The sequence below is a fragment of the Bacillus cereus group sp. MYBK30-2 genome, assembly GCF_051915945.1.
GTDB lineage: Bacteria > Bacillota > Bacilli > Bacillales > Bacillaceae_G > Bacillus_A > Bacillus_A paramycoides.
This window is the reverse complement of the sequence record NZ_JBQAFR010000002.1, coordinates 510,941-535,210: the sequence shown is the minus strand read 5'-3', so window position 1 is coordinate 535,210 and position 24,270 is coordinate 510,941. Positions and strand designations below refer to the sequence as shown.

Sequence of the window (24,270 nt, the reverse complement as noted above, 5' to 3'; positions counted from 1 at the left end):
ATATTTAATATAATATTTGAGGGGAGGTGAATGGAATGGCAGATGTATTAGAGCGTGTAACAAAAATCATCGTTGATCGTTTAGGTGTAGAAGAGACTGAAGTAGTACCAGCTGCAAGCTTCAAAGAAGATTTAGGCGCAGACTCCCTAGATGTAGTAGAACTTGTAATGCAATTAGAAGATGAATTCGAAATGGAAATTTCTGATGAAGATGCTGAAAAGATTGCTACTGTTGGCGATGCTGTGACTTACATAGAGAGTCATCTATAATGTTTGAGTGAAGTCCCGTTTTTTAGCGGGGCTTTCTCGGCTTATATCTGGAGGGACCTATGCCGTACCGAAAATATAGAGAAAAAAAATACGAAACAAAATATCGCGAAGCTTTTAAAGTGTTTCAAGAAAAGATAGGTATTACGTTTACAGATGAAAAATTATTGATTCAAGCATTTACGCATTCATCCTATGTGAATGAGCATCGAAAAAAACCGCATGAGGACAATGAGCGTCTTGAATTTCTTGGAGATGCTGTATTGGAACTCACTGTATCACAGTATCTGTTTCAAAAATATCCGACAATGAGCGAAGGTGAGTTAACAAAACTACGTGCAGCTATTGTATGTGAGCCATCTCTTGTTCGTTTTGCAAACGAATTGTCATTTGGTAGCCTGGTGTTATTAGGAAAAGGTGAGGAAATGACGGGTGGACGTGAACGACCAGCTTTATTAGCGGATGTCTTTGAAGCGTTTATTGGTGCCCTTTATCTTGATCAGGGGCTAGAAATAGTTTGGGGATTCTTAAAAGAAGTTGTATATCCAAAAATTAATGAAGGTGCTTTTTCTCATGTGATGGATTATAAGAGCCAATTGCAAGAATTGATTCAGCGTGATGGCAGTGGCAATATTGAGTATCAAATTTTGCAAGAAAAAGGACCGGCCCATAACCGAGAATTTGTGTCACGTGTTACGTTAAATAACGTGGCGTTAGGTCTTGGTAGTGGTAAGTCAAAAAAAGAAGCAGAGCAACAAGCTGCTGCAGAAGCATTGAAAAAGTTAAAAGAACAATCATAAGGAATCCCCCTTTGAATGAGGGGGATTCCTTATGCATAGAATGAAACTTTCCTTTTATTTGTAAGTAAAAGGAGGGGGAAATCCGTATAGTAGCTTGTTTTCGTACAGACAACGTTTATAACAACGGAGAATAGGAGGAAGGCCTTTCGTGTTTTTAAAAAGATTAGAAATAGCAGGATTTAAATCTTTTGCTGAGCGTGTATCTGTCGATTTTGTTCCAGGTGTAACGTCTGTAGTAGGACCTAATGGGAGCGGGAAAAGTAATATTACTGATGCAATTCGCTGGGTACTGGGTGAACAATCTGCAAAGTCATTACGTGGTGCAAAGATGGAGGATATTATTTTTGCTGGCAGTGATACGAGAAGAGCGGTTAATGTTGCTGAAGTAACATTAACTTTAAATAATGAAGACCAACGATTACCGATTGAGTATAACGAGGTGTGTGTAACGCGTCGTGTATCTCGTTCAGGTGATAGTGATTTTTATATTAATAAACAATCTTGTAGATTGAAAGATATTATTGATTTATTTATGGACTCTGGTATGGGAAGGGAAGCTTTTTCAATTATTAGCCAGGGGAAAGTCGAAGAGATTTTAAGTAGTAAATCAGAAGAACGTCGTGGTGTATTTGAAGAAGCTGCGGGTGTGCTGAAATACAAACTTCGTAAAAAGAAAGCTGAAGGGAAATTGGCGGAAACACAAGAAAACTTAAATCGTGTACAAGATATTATTCACGAATTAAGTAGTCAAGTAGAACCGTTAGAAAGACAAGCTTCTATTGCGAAAGATTATCTTGAGAAAAAAGAAGAATTAGAGAAAGTAGAAGCTGCGCTTATTGTGCATGAAATTGAAGAATTACATGAGAAGTGGGAAGCGCTTCGAAATCAATTTGGGCATAATAAAGATGAAGAAGCCAAAATGTCGACGAACTTACAAAAAAGTGAAGAAGAACTTGAGGAATTACGTGGGCAATTACAAGCGGTTGATGAATCTGTAGACTCCTTACAAGAAGTTCTCCTTCTTTCTAGTAAAGAGCTAGAAAAGCTAGAAGGACAGCGTGAGTTGTTAAAGGAAAGAAAGCAAAATGCAACGACGCATTGTGAGCAACTTGAAAAACTAATTGTTGAGTTGGCAGAGAAAGCTAAAAGCTATGATGGTGAAATTGAAACAAGTACAGAAGCGTTAATGCAATTTGTGAATCAAGTAAAAGAGTTGGAGACAAAATTGCATGATAACGAGCAACTACTTGCAACTTTTGCTGAGAATTTAGAGGAACAGATTGAGAATTTAAAAGGTGATTATATTGAACTTTTAAATCAACAAGCAAGTCATCGAAATGAATTATCTATGATTGAAGAACAATCTAAACAGCAAAACTCTAAAAATGAACGACTTGATGAAGAAAATGAAAAATATGTACAGATGCGTATGGAAATTACAGCGAAAAAGGCGAAACTTGTAGAAAGTTATGAGCAAGTGAAAGAGAAAGTAGCTGGCATTATTTCCGACATACAGAAGACAGAAGCTGCGCTTGGGAAATGTAAGTCGCAGTATAGTGAAAATGAAACGAAACTGTATCAAGCGTATCAATTTGTGCAACAGGCGCGCTCACGAAAAGAAATGCTAGAAGAGATGCAAGAGGACTATTCTGGTTTCTATCAAGGAGTACGTGAAGTATTAAAGGCTAGAGAAAATAGGTTACAAGGCATTGAAGGAGCGGTTGCAGAACTTCTGACTGTGCCGAAAGAATATGAAATCGCAATGGAAATCGCCCTTGGGGCAGCGATGCAACATATCGTAGTACAAACAGAAGAACATGCTCGTAATGCAATTGCATTTTTAAAGCAAAATAAGCATGGCCGTGCAACGTTTTTACCTCAAGCTGTTATTAAAAGTAGATCGTTATCATTTGATCAATTACGCATTGTGAATCAGCATCCATCGTTTGTTGGTGTGGCGGCAGAACTTGTGCAGTACAATAATAAATATGAGAATGTAGTTTCAAATTTATTAGGTACTGTTGTTGTTGCGAAAGATTTACGCGGAGTAAATGAATTAGCGAAACAACTGCAATACCGCTATCGTATTGTAACGCTCGAAGGTGACGTAGTGAATCCAGGCGGTTCTATGACTGGTGGAGCTGTAAAACAAGCGAAATCCTCTATATTGGGGCGTCAACGTGAACTGGAAGAGTGGACTAATAAGCTAGCTGATATGGAAGAAAAAACAACGAAGCTAGAAAACTTTGTTAAAGCAGTAAAGCAAGAGATTCAAGAAAAAGAAGTACAAATACGCAAACTACGACAAGGTGTAGAAACAGAGCGTGTAGATGAACAGAAATTAAGAGAAGAAATTAGTCGTTTAGAATTAGAAGAACATCGTATTAATGATCGTTTATCTATTTACGATTTAGAGATTGAAGGATTTTTACAAGATCAAGTAAAAATGCAAGGGCGTAGAGAAGAGTTAGAAAAGATTTTAGCGACTCTTCAAGCGGAGATTACGGAATTAGATAGCAAAATCGTCGCTTTAACGAAACAAAAGAGTGAACAACATTCTTCGAAAGAAAAAGTTCAGAAGGAAATGACTGAGCTAAAAGTACAAGCGGCTGAACAACAACAGCGTTTGTCTAATCAAAAAGAAAAAGTTGAACGATTGACGAAGGAAAAAGAAGAGACAGATGCGACGCTTGTAAAAACGAAAGAAGATTTAGCATTCTTAAAACAAGAGATGACATCTAATTCAAGTGGTGAAGAACAAATTACGAATATGATTGAGAAGAAAGCGTATGATCGTAATCAAACTTCGGAGCTAATTCGTTCTCGCCGTGAACAACGCGTAACATTACAAGAGAGAGTAGAGCATTTAGAACGCAATGTGAAAGAAACAATAGGTAAACATAAATATATTCTTGAGATGTTGAAAGATCAAGAAGTGAAGATTAACCGACTTGATGTAGAGTTGGAAAATAGATTGCAACATTTGCGTGAAACATATACTATTTCATTTGAAGCAGCAAAACTGAAGTATACAATGACGATGCCTGCAGAAGATGCACGTAAAAAGGTGAAACTAATTAAACTATCCATCGAAGAGTTAGGCACAGTAAACTTAGGGGCAATTGATGAATATGAGCGTGTAGCAGAGCGTCACACATTCTTGCTAGAGCAAAGAGATGACCTAGAAGAAGCGAAATCGACATTGCATCAACTTATTACAGAAATGGATGAAGAGATGAAAAAACGCTTTTCTACTACGTTTGAAGGCATTCGAACGGAGTTTCAATCTGTATTCTCTGAATTATTCGGAGGCGGAAGAGCGGATTTAGTAATGACAAATCCAGAAGATTTATTAAATACTGGTATTGATATTGTAGCGCAACCGCCAGGGAAGAAACTACAAAACTTAGGTTTACTTTCAGGTGGAGAGCGTGCCTTAACTGCAATTGCGCTCTTATTTGGTATTTTAAAAGTACGCCCAGTTCCATTCTGTGTGCTAGATGAAGTGGAAGCGGCTCTTGATGAGGCAAACGTTGCTCGTTTTGCACAGTATTTAAAGAAATTTAGTGATGAAACGCAGTTTATTGTAATTACACACCGGAAAGGTACAATGGAAGAGTCTGATGTATTGTACGGTGTAACAATGCAAGAATCAGGGGTGTCTAAGCTTGTTTCTGTTCGTTTAGACGATGGCGAAGAACTTGTGGCAAGTAAATAGGAAGGATGGGAAGTATGAGCTTTTTTAAAAAATTAAAAGAAAAAATTTCAAAACAAACAGATACGGTAACAGAGAAGTTTAAACAAGGATTAGAAAAAACGAGAAATTCATTTGCTGATAAAGTAAATGACTTAGTGTATCGTTACCGTAAAATAGACGAAGATTTCTTTGAGGAATTAGAAGAAATTTTAATTAGTGCAGATGTCGGAGTTTCGACGGTGATGGAATTAATTGATCAGCTGAAAGAAGAAGTGCAACGTCGTAACATTCAAGATCCGAAAGAAGTACAGGCTGTTATTTCTGAGAAGTTAGTGGGAATTTACAAAGGTGACAGCGATTTTAGTAATGAAGTTAATATACAAGAGAATCAATTAACAGTTGTTTTATTTGTTGGTGTTAATGGTGTTGGGAAAACGACGACAATTGGTAAGCTTGCACATAAATTTAAATCGGAAGGTAAGTCTGTCCTATTAGCGGCAGGAGATACATTCCGTGCTGGGGCGATTGAACAATTAGAAGTATGGGGCGATCGCGTTGGTGTAGAAGTAATTAAACAAGGATCAGGATCTGACCCAGCGGCGGTTATGTACGATGCTGTACAAGCGGCAAAGGCTCGTAAAGTGGATGTATTGCTATGTGATACAGCAGGACGCTTACAAAACAAAGTAAACTTAATGAAAGAGTTAGAGAAAGTGAAGCGTGTAATTGAGCGTGAAGTACCAGGAGCTCCTCATGAAGTATTACTTGTTATTGATGCAACAACAGGACAAAATGGTTTAAGCCAAGCGAAAACATTCCGTGAAGCAACGAATGTTACTGGTATTGTTTTAACGAAGTTAGATGGAACTGCTAAAGGTGGTATCGTATTAGCAATTCGTAACGAAATGGATGTACCGGTGAAATTTGTTGGATTAGGAGAGCAAATGGATGATCTGCAGCAGTTTGATCCAGAACAATATGTTTATGGTTTATTTGCGAACTTGGTAGAAACAGAAGAAGTGTAAGTGAAAGAAGCGGTATTCCCGCTTCTTTTTGTATAAAAAAATATGTGATGTTAAGAAAAAAACTTGACACTCTTTTATACTCCATGTAAACTAATTCATGTAAAGGGAAATCACTTAACAAAGGATGATCCAACATGCTCGAAAAAACAACGAGAATGAACTATTTATTTGATTTTTATCAATCGTTGTTAACGCAAAAACAAAGAAGTTATATGTCGCTTTATTATCTAGATGATTTATCTCTTGGTGAAATTGCGGAAGAATTTGATGTAAGTCGCCAAGCCGTGTATGATAACATTAAACGGACTGAAGCGATGCTTGAAGAATATGAAGATAAATTAGTATTACTTCAAAAGTTTCAAGAGCGACAGCGACTTGTTGCAAAGCTAAAACAGCTAATCAGCGAAGAAGAGCATGTGAATGAAGAAATGAAACAAGTTGTTGAAGCTATCGAAAAATTAGATTAGGAGGGCGGCAATATGGCATTTGAAGGATTAGCCGACCGACTTCAACAGACAATGCAAAAAATCCGCGGCAAAGGAAAAGTTTCTGAAGCCGATGTGAAAGAAATGATGAGAGAAGTTCGTCTAGCTCTTTTAGAAGCGGATGTTAACTTTAAAGTAGTAAAAGATTTTGTAAAGCGTGTGTCTGAGCGTGCTGTCGGACAAGATGTAATGAAAAGTTTGACACCTGGACAACAAGTAATTAAAGTCGTACAGGAAGAACTTACAGGACTTATGGGCGGAGAGCAAAGCAAAATTGCTGTTGCTAATAAGCCACCGACTGTTATTATGATGGTTGGTCTGCAAGGTGCGGGTAAAACAACGACGACAGGTAAGCTTGCGAATTTGCTTCGTAAAAAGCATAATCGTAAACCGATGCTTGTTGCAGCGGATATTTACCGTCCAGCAGCGATTAAACAGCTTGAAACATTAGGGAAGCAATTGGACATGCCTGTTTTCTCTTTAGGAGATCAAGTAAGTCCTGTTGAAATTGCGAAACAAGCGATTGCAAAAGCAAAAGAAGATCATCACGATTATGTTTTAATCGATACGGCGGGTCGCCTGCATATTGATGAAGAACTAATGGATGAATTAGCGAAAGTTAAAGAAGTTGCGAAACCGGATGAAATTTTCCTTGTTGTCGATGCGATGACGGGACAAGACGCGGTAAATGTTGCACAAAGTTTCCATGAGCAGTTAGGGTTAACAGGTGTTGTATTAACGAAATTAGATGGTGACACGCGCGGTGGTGCGGCATTATCTATTAAGGCTGTAACAAACACACCAATTAAATTTGCTGGTATGGGTGAAAAACTAGATGCGATTGAAGAGTTCCATCCAGAACGTATGGCATCCCGTATTTTAGGGATGGGTGATGTCTTAACATTAATTGAAAAAGCGCAAGCTACAGTTGATGAAGAGAAAGCAAAAGAACTTGAGCAAAAAATGCGTACGCTTTCGTTTACGCTTGACGATTTCCTAGAACAACTTGGACAAGTGCGTCAACTTGGACCACTTGATGAATTGTTAGGAATGCTTCCTGGTGCAAATAAAATTAAAGGGCTGAAAAATGCGCAAGTTGATGAAAAACAAATTGGGCATATTGAGGCAATTATTCGTTCTATGACTAAATTAGAACGAGAACAACCGGAAATAATCAATGCTAGTCGTAAAAAGCGCATTGCCAAAGGTAGCGGTACAACAGTACAAGAAATCAATCGTCTAATCAAGCAGTTTGATGATATGAAAAAAATGATGAAGACGATGACGGGAATGCAAAAAGGTAAGAAAAAAGGACTAGGTGGATTGAAGTTTCCATTCATGTAAGGAAAAAAAGATGGCTCTGTTAAGAAAAAATACTTTACAAAGCAATAGTCTTTTTGCTAATATAATTATCTGTGTGAAATAAATTCGGAGGTGCTTTATAAATGGCAGTTAAAATTCGTTTAAAACGTATGGGAGCTAAAAAAACTCCTTTCTATCGTGTAGTTGTTGCAGATTCTCGTTCTCCTCGTGACGGACGTTTCATTGAGGAAATCGGTACTTACAATCCGGTTGCTCAACCAGCTGAAGTTAAGATCAACGAAGAAGCAGCATTAAAATGGTTAGGAAACGGTGCTAAACCATCTGATACAGTTCGTAACCTATTCTCTAACCAAGGTATCATGGAGAAATTCCACTTATCTAAACAAGGTAAGTAATTGAGGCAATGACTATGAAGAAGTTAGTCGAGACGATTGTCAAGCCTCTTGTCGATCATCCTGAAGATGTAAAAGTTACACAGGAACTTTACAACGGAGAGATAAAGTATCGATTAACTGTACATCCTGAGGATGTTGGAAAAGTCATTGGAAAGCAAGGGAAAGTTGCGAAAGCAATTCGAATGCTCTTGTATTCAGTGGGACATCATAATGATGAAAAAGTAACACTGGAAATTCAATAAACGTAAAAAGGGCGAGGAGTTATTTCCTCTCCCTTTTTTAACATTTAAAGAGAAACTGCATGTTCCGTATATGAAATGGAGATGCTTAATTTATATAGAAACCAGGGGTGACATACTATTTATGACAAAATGGTTTAACGTAGGGAAAATTGTAAATACTCATGGCGTAAGAGGAGAAATTCGTGTTATTTCTCGTACTGATTTTCCGGAAGAGCGATATAAGGTAGGAAACACGTTATACATATCGAATGAGAAAGGTACAGACTATCTTCCAGTGAAGGTAACTTCTCATCGTCAACATAAGACATTTGATTTATTAACATTTGAAGGATACAACAATGTAGATGAAGTAGAGAAGTTTAAAGGTTCTTTAATAAAAGTACCAGAAGAGCAGTTAGGCGAGCTAGCTGAAGGTGAATACTACTATCATGAAATTATTGGTTGCAACGTTGTAACGGAAGAAGGAGAAGCGTTAGGGACAATCAAAGAGATTCTATCCCCTGGTGCAAATGATGTTTGGGTGATTAAACGTCCAAAGGGCCAAGATCTTTTAATTCCTTACATTGATGACGTTGTGCTTCAAGTTAATATTGAAAATAAATTAGTAACCATTCATGTAATGGAAGGATTGCTATAATGAAAATTGACATTTTAACATTGTTTCCAGATATGTTTACAGGTGTGTTTGGGTCTTCAATTTTAAAGAAGGCTCAAGAAAAAGAAGCGGTAGAGCTTCGTGTTGTCAATTTCCGTGATTATACAACTAGTAAGCATAATAGTGTAGATGATTATCCGTATGGTGGGGGCGCTGGAATGGTATTAACCCCACAACCTATCTTTGATGCGGTGGAAGAGCTAACGAAGGAAACAGACCGTAAACCGAGAATCGTCTTAATGTGTCCACAAGGAGAGCGTTTCACGCAGAAGAAGGCAGAAGAGCTTGCTGGAGAAGAGCATGTTATTTTTGTATGTGGCCATTATGAAGGATACGATGAAAGAATTCGTGAACATCTTGTAACAGATGAGATTTCTATTGGTGATTACGTATTAACGGGTGGAGAATTAGCCTCTATGGTAGTTACTGATAGTGTTGTACGTCTTTTACCAGGAGTACTTGGGAATCAAACGTCACAAGTGGAAGACTCTTTTAGCACAGGTTTGTTAGAACACCCACATTATACACGTCCTGCTGATTTTCGTGGTATGAAGGTACCGGATGTACTAATGTCAGGAAATCATAAAAATATTGATGAATGGCGCCATAAAGAATCCTTGCGTCGTACGTACACACGTAGACCGGATTTATTGGAAGAACGAGAATTATCTAAGCAAGAAGAGAAATGGCTAGAACAGATAAAAGAAGACCAATAAGGGCTTGATATATTTTCTATTGCAACAGTCCTAGCAATATGCTATTATAACATTTGTGCTACTGAAATCAGTGGCCATATTAACGATGTTCCGCTGTAATTTAATAAGACTTTATAAGAGCATCTGTTTAAAGGAGAGAATTTAATATGCAACAATTAATCGCAGAAATTACAAAAGGCCAATTAAAAACTGACCTTCCTTCATTCCGTCCTGGAGACACTTTACGTGTACACGTAAAAGTAGTTGAGGGAACTCGTGAAAGAATTCAGCTTTTCGAAGGTGTTGTAATCAAACGTCGTGGTGGCGGAATCAGTGAAACATTCACAGTTCGTAAGATTTCTTACGGCGTAGGTGTTGAGCGTACATTCCCAGTTCACACGCCAAGAATCGCGAAAATCGAAGTACTTCGCCGTGGTAAAGTACGTCGTGCTAAGTTATACTACTTACGTAACCTTCGCGGTAAAAAAGCACGTATTAAAGAAATTCGATAAGACATGTATGGGAGCTTGTAAATACGCAAGCTCCCTTTTTCCAATCTATATGAAATTTTGATATAATACGAACAGCTTACATAACTGTGGAGGGGAAAAGCATGAAGAAAGAGAAGAGTTCACTTTGGGAATGGATTAAAGCAATTTTGATTGCCATTGTATTAGCGGGTGTAATTAGACAGTTTTTCTTTGCCCCAATTCTCGTAGATGGTGTATCGATGTCGCCGACTTTACATGACCGTGATCGAATGATTGTTAATAAAATTGGCTATCACATAGGTGATCCGAAGCGCTTTGATATTATTGTATTCCGAGCGACGGAAGAAAAAGATTATATTAAGCGTATTATTGGCCTACCAGGCGATGAAATCGAATACCGTAATGATAAACTATATGTTAACGGGAAACCTTATGAGGAGCCGTATTTAGATAAGCAGAAAAAACAACTTGCTGACGGACCGCTTACATATGATTTTACTCTTGAAGAAATGACAGGAAAGAAAACTGTTCCAGAAGGTCAATTATTTGTTTTAGGCGATAATCGTCGTTTTAGTAAAGATAGCCGCTCAATTGGTACAATTTCAATGGACCAAGTGATTGGTAAAGCAAATATGTTATATTGGCCGTTAAAAGATGCACGTATTGTGAAATAAAAGAAAAAGAAGGTGGCAACATGGTAATTCAATGGTTCCCGGGACATATGGCAAAGGCTAGACGCCAAGTAACCGAAAAATTAAAGTTAATTGATGTTGTAATTGAGCTTGTAGATGCTCGATTACCTTTATCATCTCGAAACCCAATGATTGATGAAATTATTACACATAAACCAAGACTTGTTGTTTTAAATAAAGCGGATATGGCGGATGACCGTCTAACGAAGCAGTGGATTGCATACTTTAAAGAAAAAGGTCATATGGCAATTTCAATTAACGCACAAGCTGGACAAGGGATGAAGGAAATTACAGCGGCTTGTAAAGTGTTGGTTAAAGAAAAATTTGACAAAATGGTTGCTAAAGGTATTAGACCGAGAGCAATTCGTGCATTAATTGTAGGTATACCGAATGTTGGTAAATCTACGTTAATTAATAAGTTGGCGAAGAAAAATATTGCTAAAACAGGAGATCGCCCAGGTGTGACAACAGCCCAACAATGGATTAAAGTTGGGAAAGAAATGGAACTGTTAGATACACCGGGTATTTTATGGCCTAAATTTGAAGATCAATTAGTGGGTCTTCGTTTAGCGACAACGGGTGCAATTAAAGATTCAATTTTAAATTTACAAGATGTAGCTGTTTACGCATTACGTTTTATGGAGAAACATTATCCAGAACGTTTGAAAGAGCGATATAATTTAAATGAGATTCCAGAAGATATCGTGGAGTTATTTGATGCAATCGGAAAAAACAGAGGTTGCTTAATGGGCGGCGGAATGATTGATTATGATAAAACATCTGAGCTTATACTTCGTGAACTTCGTGGTGGTAAACTTGGAAGAATGACGTTTGAGATACCAGAAGAGTTTGCAGAGCAGGTAGAAGAAGTGGAAAAAGTAGAAGAAGTATAAGACGTGCGTTTGTGCGTCTTTTCTTTTTGGTTACGTTTAAAAGGGAGTGTACATATATGCAAAAAATGACTATTCAAGAAGCTGAATGTTTATTGCAAGAAATTATGAGTGAAGAGGATGAACATTTTCAACTGTTATTGAAAGATGAGCGAAAAGGTGTTCAAAAACTAATTTTGAAGTGGTATAAACAAAAAGAATTAGCACAAAAAGAAAGAGAAAAATTTTTAGAAATGTCAAAGTATGAAAACGCGTTACGTGAAAAAGGTCTCACATACATTGCTGGCATTGATGAAGTGGGCCGAGGACCGTTAGCTGGACCGGTTGTGACGGCGGCTGTCATCCTTCCAGAAGATTTTTATATTCCAGGATTAAATGACTCAAAAAAATTAAGTGAAGCGAAGCGTGAGCGTTTTTATGATGAAATTAAAGACCATGCGATTGCGATTGGAGTTGGCATTGTATCACCACAAGTTATTGATGAAATAAATATTTATCAAGCAACGAAGCAAGCGATGTTAGATGCTGTTGCTAATTTATCATGTACACCAGAATATTTATTAATCGATGCGATGAAGCTTCCTACATCAATTCCGCAAACATCAATTATTAAAGGTGATGCGAAAAGTGTCTCTATTTCGGCTGCATCTATTATTGCGAAAGTGACGAGAGATCGTATGATGAAAGAATTAGGTGAAAAGTATCCTGCATATGGATTTGAACAACATATGGGATATGGGACGAAACAGCATTTAGAAGCGATTGAAGTGCATGGGGTACTAGAGGAACATCGGAAATCATTCGCACCAATTAAAGATATGATTCAAAAATAAGCTGTGAATATACAGCTTATTTTTTTATTTTGGTATATGAACATTATTATTTTCAAAAAAGAATAAAGCGATTTCAGTTTTCTGACACTTTATTGTAGACAGCGTGCCAATCATCTTATACAATGGCAATGTAATGTTTTTTAAACATTAAAAAACTTTTCGAGTAAAACAGGAAAACAGGGGAGGATGGGACCATGAATATCCATGAGTACCAAGGTAAGGCAGTCCTTAGAAGCTATGGGGTTAGCGTTCCGAACGGGAAGGTTGCATTTACAGTAGAAGAAGCTGTAGAAGCAGCGAAAGAATTAGGAACGGATGTATGTGTAGTTAAAGCACAAATTCACGCTGGTGGACGCGGCAAAGCTGGCGGAGTAAAAGTTGCGAAAAATTTAGAAGAAGTTCGTACATATGCGGAAAGCATTTTAGGAACTACACTTGTGACACATCAAACAGGTCCTGAAGGTAAGGAAGTAAAACGCTTACTTATCGAAGAAGGTTGCGATATTAAAAAAGAATATTATGTAGGTCTTGTATTAGATCGTGCAACTTCTCAAGTTGTTTTAATGGCATCTGAAGAAGGTGGAACAGAAATTGAAGAAGTAGCAGAAAAAACACCTGAAAAAATCTTTAAAGAATATATTGATCCAGCAGTAGGTTTACAAGGTTTCCAAGCGCGTCGAATCGCGTTTAATATCAATATTCCAAAAGAGCTTGTAGGACAAGCTGTGAAGTTTATGATGGGCTTATATAGTGCGTTTATCGAAAAAGATTGCTCTATCGCTGAGATTAATCCACTTGTTACAACAGGTGACGGTAAAGTAATGGCATTGGATGCAAAATTAAACTTTGATTCTAATGCGTTATATCGCCATAAAGACATTTTAGAACTTCGTGATCTTGATGAAGAAGATTCAAAAGAAATTGAAGCTTCTAAATATGACTTAAACTACATTCCTTTAGATGGAAATATCGGTTGTATGGTTAATGGTGCAGGTTTAGCAATGGCTACAATGGATATCATTAAACATTACCATGGTGACCCAGCTAACTTCTTAGATGTTGGTGGCGGCGCGACAGCTGAAAAAGTTACAGAAGCATTCAAAATTATCCTTTCTGATAAAAATGTAAAAGGTATCTTCGTTAACATTTTTGGTGGCATTATGAAGTGTGATGTTATCGCAGAAGGTGTTATTGAAGCAACGAAGCAAGTAGGTCTTGAGTTGCCTTTAGTTGTACGTCTTGAAGGTACAAACGTAGAGTTAGGTAAGAAAATTTTAAATGAGTCTGGTTTAAATATTGTTGCAGCAGAATCTATGGCAGACGGTGCACAAAAAATTGTTTCACTAGTGGGCTAATAGAAAGCGGGGGAGAAAAATGAGCGTATTAGTTAATAAAGATACAAAAGTTATTGTTCAAGGTATTACAGGTTCTCAAGGATTATTCCATACAAAACAAATGATTGAATACGGTACGAAAATTGTCGGTGGTGTAACACCAGGTAAAGGTGGCACTGATATTGAAGGTGTACCAGTATTTGATACAGTAGAAGATGCTGTGAAAGCAACAGGCGCAAACGCTTCAGTTGTATACGTTCCACCCGCTTTTGCGGCTGATGCAATTATGGAAGCAGTTGATGCAAAGATCGATTTAGTAGTATGTATTACTGAAGGGATCCCTGTATTAGATATGGTAAACGTAAAGAGGTATATGGCGGGTAAACATACACGTTTACTTGGACCAAACTGTCCTGGTGTCATTACACCTGATGAATGTAAAATTGGTATTATGCCAGGATACATTCATAAAAAAGGTCATGTTGGTATCGTATCTCGCTCGGGTACATTAACGTATGAAGCTGTACATCAGTTAACACAAGAAGGTATTGGCCAATCTACTGCTGTAGGTATCGGTGGGGACCCTGTTAACGGTACAGACTTTATTGATGCGTTAAAAGCATTTAATGATGATGAAGAAACACATGCTGTAATTATGATTGGTGAAATCGGCGGTACGGCAGAAGAAGAGGCAGCTGAATGGGTAAAAGCTAATATGACAAAACCAGTTGTAGGCTTCATTGGTGGTCAAACAGCGCCTGCTGGCAAACGTATGGGTCATGCTGGGGCAATCATTTCTGGCGGTAAAGGAACTGCTGCTGAAAAGATTAAAACAATGGAAGCTTGTGGTATTAAAGTAGCTGAAACACCAGCTGTTATGGGTGAAACATTAATCTCTGTTTTAAAAGAAAAGGGATTATTTGAAACTTGTAAAAACTACTAATCTTTTTGAAAGGCACCTTCTTGTTTGAAGGTGTCTTTTTGCACTTTTCCTGTTTACATAATAAAAATTATGGGTAAGGAGAATTGAGATGAAAAGAGAACGATTATTGCACCTTCATTACATGTTGGCGGATCATTGGAAGGCGATGGAGAGGCTACTATATATTGATCCGGAATTGAATGGAATATACACTTTTAGTACGAAACAATTTGAATATTACGCTGGAATATCCTCGGAAAAATCTTCAGAACTAGTAAATTTTCTTCAGACTTCAAATCTCCTGCAATATATCTCCTATTTAGAAGAAAATCGAATATTTTATACGACTATTTGGGATAAGGATTATCCACAATTATTGCGAGAAATACAAGATCCCCCTTTTGTTTTATATGGAAAAGGGGGGAGGGATTTTCTTAGTAAAGTAAATAAATTAGCGATTGTTGGGACGAGAGAGCCGTCTTTATATGGAAAGGAGAGTATGAGGTTTATTTTACACCCTTTACTTGAAAAGGAATGGCTTATTGTTAGTGGGTTTGCAAGAGGGATAGATATAATTGCTCACGAAGTTACAGTAAGGCAGCATTGCCCGACAATCGCCATATTAGGACATGGATTATCTTATATGTATCCGAAAGAGAATAGAAGTTTATATGACACGTGGAAAGACTATATATTGTTATTGACAGAGTATCCCCCACATTATGCACCGAAAAAATGGTATTTTCCAAAAAGAAATCGAATTATTAGTGGTATAAGTAAAGGTGTTTTAGTTGTAGAAGCAAAATCAAGAAGTGGATCACTTATTACTGCAGACCTAGCGTTAGAGCAAAATAGAGAGGTATTTGCGCTTCCTGGACCTATATTTATAGATAGTGCGTCGGGAACAAATCATCTTATTCAACAAGGTGCAAAACTAGTGCGAAATGCAGAGGATATCCTTGAAGAATTTATAAATTAACTTTATATTTTTATGTTTTTATTAAACAATTATTGACAAATGGTAGATTGGCACTGTATGGTATATTCATTCTTGATTGACAAAAACAAGAGAAATCAATAAGATTAATGAAGACTTGAATCCACCTCTTAAGGAGGCACTAGCATGTCAGATTACCTCGTAATCGTGGAGTCGCCTTCTAAGGCGAAGACCATTGAGAAATATTTAGGGAAAAAATACAAAGTCGTCGCGTCCATGGGACATGTCCGCGATTTACCTAAAAGCCAAATGGGGATAGAAGTAAAGAATAACTTCACCCCGAAGTATATTACCATTCGTGGTAAGGGTCCCGTTTTAAAAGATTTAAAATCAGCGGCAAAAAAAGCAAAGAAAGTCTATCTCGCGGCCGATCCGGATCGTGAAGGAGAAGCAATTGCTTGGCATTTAGCGAATACGTTAAATGTGGACGTTGAATCAGATTGCCGAGTTGTATTTAATGAGATTACAAAAGATGCAATAAAAGAATCATTTAAATATCCTCGTGCAATTAATATGGATTTAGTAGATGCACAACAGGCAAGACGTATACTTGATCGTCTTGTTGGCTACAATATTAGTCCTTTATTATGGAAGAAAGTAAAAAAAGGATTAAGTGCAGGACGCGTACAATCTGTAGCAGTTCGTTTAATTATCGAACGTGAAAAAGAAATTCAAAACTTTGAACCTGAAGAATTCTGGACAATTAAAACAGAATTTGTGAAAGGGAAAGACACATTTGAAGCAAGCTTTTACGGTGTAGATGGTGAAAAAGTTCAATTAACGAACGAAGAACAAGTGAACGAAATAATCGAAAAGATGAAAGACAATGCGTTTTCGGTTGAAAATGTAACTCGAAAAGAGCGAAAGCGTAATCCTGCATTACCATTTACAACATCTTCTCTACAACAGGAAGCAGCGCGTAAATTAAATATGCGAGCAAAGAAAACAATGATGCTTGCACAGCAACTGTATGAAGGGATAGATCTTGGAAAACAAGGGACTGTAGGTCTTATTACGTATATGAGAACTGATTCAACACGTATCTCAGAAACAGCTCAAACAGAGGCTCGTAATTACATTACTGAGGCGTTTGGTGCGGAATACATAGGAACAGAGAAGAAGAAAGAAACGAAAAAGTCGAAAGCACAAGATGCGCATGAGGCGATTCGTCCTACTTCGGTAATGAGAAAGCCAGAGGAACTAAAAAGTTTCTTAAGTCGTGATCAACTTCGTTTGTATAAACTGATTTGGGAGCGATTTGTTGCAAGTCAAATGGCATCTGCTATAATGGATACTGTTACAGCGAGACTCATTAATAACAATGTTCAGTTCCGTGCAAGTGGATCAGTTGTAAAGTTCCCAGGATTTATGAAAGTGTACGTAGAATCGAAAGATGATGGTGCGGAAGAAAAGGATAAGATGTTGCCGCCGTTAGAAGTAGGTGAAACTGTATTTTCAAAAGATATAGAACCGAAGCAACATTACACACAGCCTCCGCCGCGTTACACAGAGGCTCGTCTAGTAAGAACACTTGAAGAGCTTGGAATTGGAAGACCATCTACTTATGTACCGACACTTGAAACAATCCAAAAACGTGGATACGTTGCTTTAGATAATAAACGCTTCGTACCGACTGAACTTGGTGGAATAGTAATCGAACTTATTTTAGAGTTTTTCCCGGAAATTATTAACATTGAATTTACTGCCAATATGGAGCAGAGCCTTGATGAAGTAGAAGAAGGAAATGCGAATTGGGTGAAAATTGTTGATGATTTTTACGTAGGATTTGAACCGCGCTTAGAAAAAGCGGAAAAAGAAATGCGTGAAGTGGAAATTAAAGATGAACCAGCTGGGGAAGACTGTGAATTATGTGGTCATCCAATGGTCTTTAAAATGGGTAAATACGGGAAGTTTATGGCTTGTTCGAATTTCCCTGATTGTCGTAATACAAAACCGATTGTGAAAGAAATCGGTGTTACTTGTCCGAAGTGTGAAGAAGGACAAATTATTGAACGTCGTAGTAATAAAAAGAAACGTCTTTTCTACGGATGCGGTACGTATCCAGAATGTGACTTTGTATCTTGGGATAAGCCAATTGGTCGTAAATGTCCGAAGTGTGAAGGTATGCTTGTAGAGAAGAAGTTGAAAAAAGGCGTGCAAGTACAATGTATTTCGTGTGATTATGAAGAAGAACAACAAATGTGAGCGTAACTGCTCACATTTTTTTCGGGAAGAAAAGGAAAGGTGATATATATGACAACACAAGTAGTAAACGTCATTGGCGCAGGTCTTGCAGGAAGTGAAGCAGCTTACCAAATTGCAAAACGTGGTGTCCAAGTAAGATTATATGAAATGAGGCCGGTACGACAAACACCAGCTCATCACACAGATAAATTTGCTGAATTAGTATGTAGTAATTCACTTCGCGCAAACACATTAACAAATGCTGTTGGTGTTATTAAAGAAGAAATGCGCCTAATGGATTCTGTCATTATTCGTGCAGCTGATGAGTGCTCTGTACCAGCAGGAGGTGCTTTAGCTGTAGACCGTCATGAATTCGCGGCGAAAGTGACTGAATATGTGAAAAATCATCCGAACGTAACTGTAATGAATGAGGAAATCACTGAAATTCCAGAGGGACCAACTGTTATTGCGACAGGTCCACTTACGTCTCCGGATCTTTCTGCACAATTAAAAAAACTAACAGGTGAAGATTATTTTTATTTCTATGATGCTGCAGCGCCAATCGTTGAGAAAGACAGCATTGACATGAATAAAGTATATTTAAAATCTCGTTATGATAAAGGTGAAGCGGCATATTTAAACTGTCCAATGACAGAAGAAGAGTTTGATCGCTTTTATGAAGCTTTAATTGCTGCTGAGACAGTGCCTTTAAAAGAATTTGAAAAAGAAATTTTCTTTGAAGGTTGTATGCCAGTAGAAGTTATGGCAAGTAGAGGAAGACAGACGTTAGTATTTGGACCGATGAAGCCTGTTGGGTTAGAAGATCCGAAAACAGGGAAAACACCGTATGCGGTTGTTCAGTTACGTCAAGATGATGCAGCAGGAACATTATACAATATTGTAGGCTTCCAAACACATTTAAAGTGGGGGCCACAAAAAGAAGTGTTACAGCTAATTCCAGGACTAGAAAACGCAGAGATTGTACGTTATGGTGTAATGCATCGTAATACGTTTATTAATTCGCCTAATTTGCTTCGTCCAACATATCAATATAAACAACGTGATGATTTATTCTTCGCTGGTCAAATGACTGGGGTAGAGGGTTATGTTGAATCAGCAGCATCAGGATTATTAGCGGGTATTAACGCTGCTCGACTTGTACAAGGTGAAGAGCCAGTTGTATTACCACCTGTAACTGCAATGGGAAGTATGGCAAATTATATTACTGCGACAAATGCGAAAAACTTCCAGCCAATGAATGCAAACTTCGGATTATTTGCACCGTTAGAGAAGAAAATTAAAAAGAAACAAGAGCGAAATGAAGCATATGCTACACGCGCTTTAGAAACAATTCAAAATTTTGTAAATATTTAATTAAATTTCTTGCAAAGGCTACTAAGTTGTGATACGATTTAGTAGCCTTTATTGAGGTGAGTTATATGGATGTGAATGTGAAGAAATTGTTACAATTATTCGTTGGATATTTACAAATTGAAAGAAATTATTCAAAATATACAATTGCAAGTTATCAAAATGATTTAGAACATTTTGTGCAATTTATGGAGCGAGAAGGCATATCCTCTTTTTTAGATGTTACATACGCGGATGTTCGTTTATACTTGACGACGTTGCACGATGAAAAGTTAGCCCGTAAATCTGTCGCAAGGAAAGTATCAAGCTTACGAAGTTTATATCGTTTTTTGATGCGTGAAGGTTATCAAAAAGATAATCCGTTTGCACTTGCGTCACTCCCCAAGAAAGAATTGTCAATCCCAAAGTTTTTATATGCTGAAGAGTTAGAGGAATTGTTTGAAGTTTCTGATACAGAGACGCCATTAGGTCAAAGGAATCAAGCTTTATTAGAGTTGATGTATGCAACTGGGATTCGTGTAAGCGAATGCGTTAATTTGCAACTTACCGACATTGACTTTGCAGTGGGAACAATTTTAGTGATGGGAAAAGGGAAAAAACAAAGATATATTCCGTTCGGAAGCTATGCACAAGATGCTTTAATTACTTATATAGAGAACGGGAGAAAACAGTTAGCTCAAAAGACTGAAGAACAATCTCATATGGTATTTTTAAATGCGAAAGGTAAGCCGTTAACAGATCAGGGTGTACGTTATGTTTTGAACGAACTCATTAAAAAGGCTTCACTTACAATGCGGATAAATCCCCATATGTTAAGGCATACATTTGCTACACATATGTTGGATGAAGGAGCGGATTTACGTACTGTGCAGGAGCTATTAGGTCATGAGAATTTGTCGACGACACAAATTTATACGCATGTCTCTAAAGAAAGATTGCGTTCTGTGTACATGAAGCATCACCCGCGGGCATAAATTGCTTTTAAAGCTATAAAAACATATAAAGGAGTTTTTTCTATGGGAAATTTCCACGCTACAACGATATTTGCAGTTCATCATAATGGAGAATGTGCAATGGCTGGAGATGGTCAGGTAACGATGGGGAATGCTGTTGTAATGAAACATACAGCTCGCAAAGTTCGCAAACTTTTCCAAGGGAAAGTTTTAGCTGGTTTTGCAGGCTCAGTTGCTGATGCATTTACTCTTTTTGAAATGTTTGAAGGAAAATTAGAAGAGTATAATGGCAACTTGCAGCGCGCTGCAGTTGAGATGGCGAAACAATGGCGTGGTGATAAAATGTTACGTCAGCTAGAAGCAATGCTCATTGTAATGGATAAAACAACGATGCTCCTTGTTTCAGGTACAGGAGAAGTAATTGAACCAGATGATGGTATTTTAGCAATTGGTTCAGGTGGACATTATGCACTTGCTGCTGGTCGTGCTTTAAAGCAACATGCAAGTGAACATTTAACAGCGAAACAAATTGCGAAGGCCAGTTTAGAAATTGCAGGCGATATTTGTGTTTATACGAACCACAACATAATTGTTGAAGAATTGTAGAATCGTAAGGGAGGCATTTTATATGCATTTACATTTTACTCCGCGTCAAATTGTGGAAAAATTAGATCAATACATCATCGGTCAAAAAGATGCAAAGAAAGCGGTTGCTGTAGCTCTACGAAATCGATACCGTCGCAGTAAATTAGCTGAAAATTTACGTGATGAAATTGCACCTAAAAACATTTTAATGATTGGACCGACAGGTGTTGGTAAAACAGAGGTAGCACGGCGAATGGCGAAACTCGTTGGAGCACCTTTTATTAAGGTTGAAGCGACGAAATTTACAGAAGTTGGATATGTGGGTCGAGATGTAGAGTCGATGGTCCGCGATCTTGTTGAAACATCCGTTCGTATCGTGAAAGAGGAAATGGTAGTTAAAGTTCAAGATAAAGCGGAAGAGCAAGCGAATCAACGTCTTGTTGAAATTTTAGTGCCGAGTCCGGAGAAACAATCTGGATTTAAAAATCCATTAGAAATGCTTTTTGGTGGTACTCAAAATTCAAACCAAACATCTGATGCACAGGAAGATGTTGAAATCGAAAAGAAACGTCAAGATGTGGAAAGAAAGCTTGCGGCAGGCCTTCTTGAAGATGAAGTGGTATCGATCGAAGTGACGGAACAACAGTCTTCTATGTTTGATATGTTGCAAGGAACTGGTATGGAGCAAATGGGAATGAATTTCCAAGATGCACTAGGAAGTATCATGCCGAAAAAAACGAAAAAACGTAAACTTTCTGTAAAAGAAGCAAGAAAACTCTTGACAAATGAAGAGGCACAGCGCTTAATTGATATGGATGAAGTTACACAAGAGGCTGTTTATCGTGCTGAACAGCTCGGGATTATTTTTATCGATGAAATTGACAAAATTGCTGGTAAGCAGTCGAATAGCGTAGATGTATCGCGTGAAGGTGTGCAACGTGACATTTTACCGATTGTAGAAGGATCGAATGTTGCAACAAAATACGGATCAGTAAAAACGGATTATATTTTATTTGTTGCAGCTGGAGCGTTCCATATGTCTAAACCGTCGGATTTAATTCCGGAATTGCAAGGGAGATTTCCGATTCGAGTAGAGTTAACAAAATTATCAGTAGATGATTTTGTTAAAATATTAATCGAACCTGACAATGCGTTAATTAAACAATATATGGCATTATTAGCGACTGAAGGTATAGAAATTGAATTTTCAGACGAAGCTATTCGTAAGATTGCTGAGATTGCTTATCAAGTTAATCAGGATACAGATAATATTGGAGCGAGAAGACTCCATACTATTATGGAGAAGCTCCTTGAAGATTTATCGTTTGAAGCATCTGAAATTACGTTAGAGAAAATAACGATAACACCTCAATATGTTGAGGAAAAATTAGCGACAATTGCTAAAAATAAAGATGTGAGCCAGTTTATTTTGTAATAGTGTCATCAGGTGACTCGCCCTAGTTTCCAAGTGATGAAAAAATATGTAAGTAACATGTAGGAGGAACTTTTGAAATGGAATTATTAGCAAAAACGAGAAAATTAAATGCGTTATTACAGAGCGCAGCAGGAAAGCCTGTAAACTTTAGAGAGATGTCTGACACAATGTGTGAAGTAATTGAAGCGAACGTGTTCGTTGTAAGTCGTCGCGGTAAATTATTAGGATATGCGATTCACCAACAAATCGAGAACGAACGCATGAAGCAAATGCTTGCAGAGCGTCAATTCCCAGAAGAGTACACACAAAGCTTATTCAACATTACAGAAACATCTTCTAACTTAGATGTGAACAGTGCTTACACAGCATTCCCAGTAGAAAATAGAGAATTATTCGGTCAAGGTTTAACTACAATCGTACCAATCGTTGGTGGCGGTGAGCGCCTAGGTACACTAGTCTTAGCTCGTCTGGGTCAAGAGTTCTTAGACGATGATTTGATTCTTGCTGAATACAGCTCAACTGTTGTAGGTATGGAAATCTTACGTGAAAAAGCAGAAGAAATCGAAGAGGAAGCACGTAGTAAAGCTGTTGTTCAAATGGCGATTAGCTCATTATCTTACAGTGAGTTAGAAGCAATCGAGCATATCTTCGAAGAATTAAATGGAACAGAAGGTTTACTTGTTGCAAGTAAAATTGCTGATCGCGTAGGAATTACTCGTTCTGTAATCGTAAATGCACTACGTAAATTAGAAAGTGCTGGTGTTATTGAGTCTCGCTCTTTAGGTATGAAAGGAACATACATTAAAGTGCTAAACGACAAGTTTCTACAGGAACTTGCTAAATTAAAAACAAACTAATTTATAAAAAAACTCTCCTCGGTTGAGGAGAGTTTTTTGTTTTTTAAGAGAATGATTTTGCTTACGTAAGGCGTCATGACAACGTTCATTAGAAAACTATTAATTAACCTTCAATTCCTTGCTTAAAGGAATTGAAGGTTGGTAATACTAGAATTTGAGCGTGAAAAAAAGAAAGTTTTACATTGTTCGCATTTTCGACTTGATTGTAATATTTCAGTATGATATAGTAAGCAGTGGTGTCAGTACAAAGTACACACGTTTACTGATTTAAGTGTTGGTGCTACGTTCGTAGTTTCGCTTAGAGATGAAGTAAACGGAGGATATCAAAAACCATTTAGGAGGAACTAAATTATGTCAGTAATTTCTATGAAGCAATTGCTTGAAGCTGGTGTTCATTTCGGACATCAAACTCGTCGTTGGAACCCAAAAATGAAGCGTTACATTTTCACAGAGCGTAACGGTATCTACATCATCGACTTACAAAAAACTGTGAAAAAAGTTGAGGAAGCTTACAGAACGATGCGTGACATCGCTGCTGAAGGTGGAGACATTTTATTCGTAGGTACTAAAAAACAAGCACAAGAAGCTATTAAAGAAGAAGCAACTCGTGCTGGTATGTACTTCGTTAACCAACGTTGGTTAGGTGGAACTTTAACAAACTTCCAAACAATCCAAAAGCGTATCAAGCGTCTTAAAGACATCGAAAGAATGCAAGAAGATGGCACTTTCGAAGTACTTCCTAAGAAAGAAGTTGTTCAACTTAAAAAAGAGTTAGAGCGTCTTGAGAAATTCTTAGGCGGTATTAAAGATATGAAAGGTCTTCCAAGTGCATTATTCGTAGTAGACCCTCGTAAAGAGCGTATTGCAGTTGCTGAAGCACGCAAATTACACATTCCAATCATCGGTATCGTTGATACAAACTGTGATCCAGACGAAATCGATCACGTTATCCCAGCAAACGATGATGCAATTCGTGCTGTAAAACTTCTTACATCTAAAATGGCAGACGCGATCCTTGAAGCAAAACAAGGTGAAGAAACTGTTACTGCGTAACAAATTTGGAAAGGTGATAAGGGGTTCGGCCTTTTATCACCTTTTTTAAGGTATAAACACCTTTACAAAAGGTATAAATACATATTTTAG

At 37.6% G+C, this 24,270-nt stretch carries 24 protein-coding genes; all 24 read left to right on the top strand.

Annotated features, from left to right (window positions below; translation table 11 throughout):
* Window positions 1–35: 35 nt before the first annotated feature.
* The 24 genes from acpP to rpsB all read left to right on the top strand — a co-directional run bounded on the left by acpP (window position 36) and on the right by rpsB (window position 24,180).
* Window positions 36–269 (top strand): acyl carrier protein, encoded by a 234-nt coding sequence (gene acpP, locus ACTFQM_RS14240; protein ID WP_000786062.1) that lies wholly within the window; start codon window positions 36–38, stop codon window positions 267–269.
* A gap of 59 nt (window positions 270–328) precedes the next feature.
* On the top strand, window positions 329–1,066 hold the full coding sequence (gene rncS, locus ACTFQM_RS14235) for a ribonuclease III (RefSeq protein WP_025148326.1): 738 nt from the start codon (window positions 329–331) through the stop codon (window positions 1,064–1,066).
* A 148-nt stretch (window positions 1,067–1,214) separates the two neighbouring features.
* Complete coding sequence (gene smc / locus ACTFQM_RS14230) at window positions 1,215–4,784, top strand: chromosome segregation protein SMC (RefSeq protein WP_440034922.1); 3,570 nt, start codon at window positions 1,215–1,217, stop codon at window positions 4,782–4,784.
* 14 nt (window positions 4,785–4,798) lie between these two features.
* The gene (ftsY, locus tag ACTFQM_RS14225) at window positions 4,799–5,788 is read left to right on the top strand and encodes a signal recognition particle-docking protein FtsY (protein WP_002173107.1); all 990 of its coding nucleotides are present in this window, start codon (window positions 4,799–4,801) and stop codon (window positions 5,786–5,788) included.
* A 134-nt stretch (window positions 5,789–5,922) separates the two neighbouring features.
* Window positions 5,923–6,255, top strand: coding sequence for a putative DNA-binding protein (locus ACTFQM_RS14220; protein WP_000891061.1), 333 nt, complete (start codon window positions 5,923–5,925; stop codon window positions 6,253–6,255).
* A 12-nt stretch (window positions 6,256–6,267) separates the two neighbouring features.
* The gene (gene ffh / locus ACTFQM_RS14215) at window positions 6,268–7,617 is read left to right on the top strand and encodes a signal recognition particle protein (RefSeq protein WP_071718851.1); all 1,350 of its coding nucleotides are present in this window, start codon (window positions 6,268–6,270) and stop codon (window positions 7,615–7,617) included.
* A gap of 101 nt (window positions 7,618–7,718) precedes the next feature.
* Complete coding sequence (rpsP, locus tag ACTFQM_RS14210) at window positions 7,719–7,991, top strand: 30S ribosomal protein S16 (RefSeq protein ID WP_000268750.1); 273 nt, start codon at window positions 7,719–7,721, stop codon at window positions 7,989–7,991.
* A gap of 14 nt (window positions 7,992–8,005) precedes the next feature.
* Window positions 8,006–8,233 (top strand): KH domain-containing protein, encoded by a 228-nt coding sequence (locus ACTFQM_RS14205; protein ID WP_000737397.1) that lies wholly within the window; start codon window positions 8,006–8,008, stop codon window positions 8,231–8,233.
* A 121-nt stretch (window positions 8,234–8,354) separates the two neighbouring features.
* The gene (gene rimM / locus ACTFQM_RS14200; RefSeq protein WP_071718852.1) at window positions 8,355–8,870 is read left to right on the top strand and encodes a ribosome maturation factor RimM; all 516 of its coding nucleotides are present in this window, start codon (window positions 8,355–8,357) and stop codon (window positions 8,868–8,870) included.
* Window positions 8,870–9,604, top strand: coding sequence for a tRNA (guanosine(37)-N1)-methyltransferase TrmD (gene trmD / locus ACTFQM_RS14195; RefSeq protein ID WP_002173104.1), 735 nt, complete (start codon window positions 8,870–8,872; stop codon window positions 9,602–9,604). The genes rimM and trmD overlap by 1 nt, the downstream gene beginning before the upstream one ends.
* A gap of 146 nt (window positions 9,605–9,750) precedes the next feature.
* Complete coding sequence (gene rplS, locus ACTFQM_RS14190; protein ID WP_001186516.1) at window positions 9,751–10,095, top strand: 50S ribosomal protein L19; 345 nt, start codon at window positions 9,751–9,753, stop codon at window positions 10,093–10,095.
* Window positions 10,096–10,196: 101 nt separating this feature from the next.
* Window positions 10,197–10,748, top strand: a complete 552-nt coding sequence (lepB, locus tag ACTFQM_RS14185; protein ID WP_025148333.1) for a signal peptidase I — start codon at window positions 10,197–10,199, stop codon at window positions 10,746–10,748.
* Window positions 10,749–10,768: 20 nt separating this feature from the next.
* Window positions 10,769–11,659 (top strand): ribosome biogenesis GTPase YlqF, encoded by an 891-nt coding sequence (ylqF, locus tag ACTFQM_RS14180; protein ID WP_400559232.1) that lies wholly within the window; start codon window positions 10,769–10,771, stop codon window positions 11,657–11,659.
* Between the two features lie 56 nt (window positions 11,660–11,715).
* Window positions 11,716–12,489, top strand: coding sequence for a ribonuclease HII (locus tag ACTFQM_RS14175; protein ID WP_071718853.1), 774 nt, complete (start codon window positions 11,716–11,718; stop codon window positions 12,487–12,489).
* Window positions 12,490–12,683: 194 nt separating this feature from the next.
* The gene (gene sucC / locus ACTFQM_RS14170; RefSeq protein ID WP_002173100.1) at window positions 12,684–13,844 is read left to right on the top strand and encodes an ADP-forming succinate--CoA ligase subunit beta; all 1,161 of its coding nucleotides are present in this window, start codon (window positions 12,684–12,686) and stop codon (window positions 13,842–13,844) included.
* 19 nt (window positions 13,845–13,863) lie between these two features.
* Complete coding sequence (gene sucD, locus ACTFQM_RS14165; protein ID WP_025148336.1) at window positions 13,864–14,766, top strand: succinate--CoA ligase subunit alpha; 903 nt, start codon at window positions 13,864–13,866, stop codon at window positions 14,764–14,766.
* Window positions 14,767–14,854: 88 nt separating this feature from the next.
* Window positions 14,855–15,724, top strand: a complete 870-nt coding sequence (gene dprA / locus ACTFQM_RS14160) for a DNA-processing protein DprA (protein ID WP_440034919.1) — start codon at window positions 14,855–14,857, stop codon at window positions 15,722–15,724.
* Between the two features lie 144 nt (window positions 15,725–15,868).
* Window positions 15,869–17,947 (top strand): type I DNA topoisomerase, encoded by a 2,079-nt coding sequence (gene topA / locus ACTFQM_RS14155; RefSeq protein WP_327917370.1) that lies wholly within the window; start codon window positions 15,869–15,871, stop codon window positions 17,945–17,947.
* Between the two features lie 48 nt (window positions 17,948–17,995).
* Window positions 17,996–19,300 (top strand): FADH(2)-oxidizing methylenetetrahydrofolate--tRNA-(uracil(54)-C(5))-methyltransferase TrmFO, encoded by a 1,305-nt coding sequence (gene trmFO, locus ACTFQM_RS14150; protein WP_178939076.1) that lies wholly within the window; start codon window positions 17,996–17,998, stop codon window positions 19,298–19,300.
* A gap of 71 nt (window positions 19,301–19,371) precedes the next feature.
* Entirely contained in the window at window positions 19,372–20,271 is a 900-nt protein-coding gene (gene xerC / locus ACTFQM_RS14145) for a tyrosine recombinase XerC (protein WP_082147959.1), read from the top strand.
* A gap of 42 nt (window positions 20,272–20,313) precedes the next feature.
* Window positions 20,314–20,856: an ATP-dependent protease proteolytic subunit HslV gene (gene hslV / locus ACTFQM_RS14140; RefSeq protein ID WP_002014538.1), complete on the top strand. Its 543-nt coding sequence runs from the start codon at window positions 20,314–20,316 to the stop codon at window positions 20,854–20,856.
* A 22-nt stretch (window positions 20,857–20,878) separates the two neighbouring features.
* The gene (gene hslU, locus ACTFQM_RS14135; RefSeq protein ID WP_002173094.1) at window positions 20,879–22,270 is read left to right on the top strand and encodes an ATP-dependent protease ATPase subunit HslU; all 1,392 of its coding nucleotides are present in this window, start codon (window positions 20,879–20,881) and stop codon (window positions 22,268–22,270) included.
* Window positions 22,271–22,347: 77 nt separating this feature from the next.
* Entirely contained in the window at window positions 22,348–23,127 is a 780-nt protein-coding gene (gene codY / locus ACTFQM_RS14130; protein ID WP_000421290.1) for a GTP-sensing pleiotropic transcriptional regulator CodY, read from the top strand.
* A 351-nt stretch (window positions 23,128–23,478) separates the two neighbouring features.
* Window positions 23,479–24,180 carry a 30S ribosomal protein S2 gene (gene rpsB, locus ACTFQM_RS14125; RefSeq protein ID WP_000111485.1) on the top strand — a complete coding sequence of 234 codons (702 nt, stop codon included), beginning with the start codon at window positions 23,479–23,481 and terminating at the stop codon, window positions 24,178–24,180.
* Window positions 24,181–24,270: the final 90 nt, after the last annotated feature.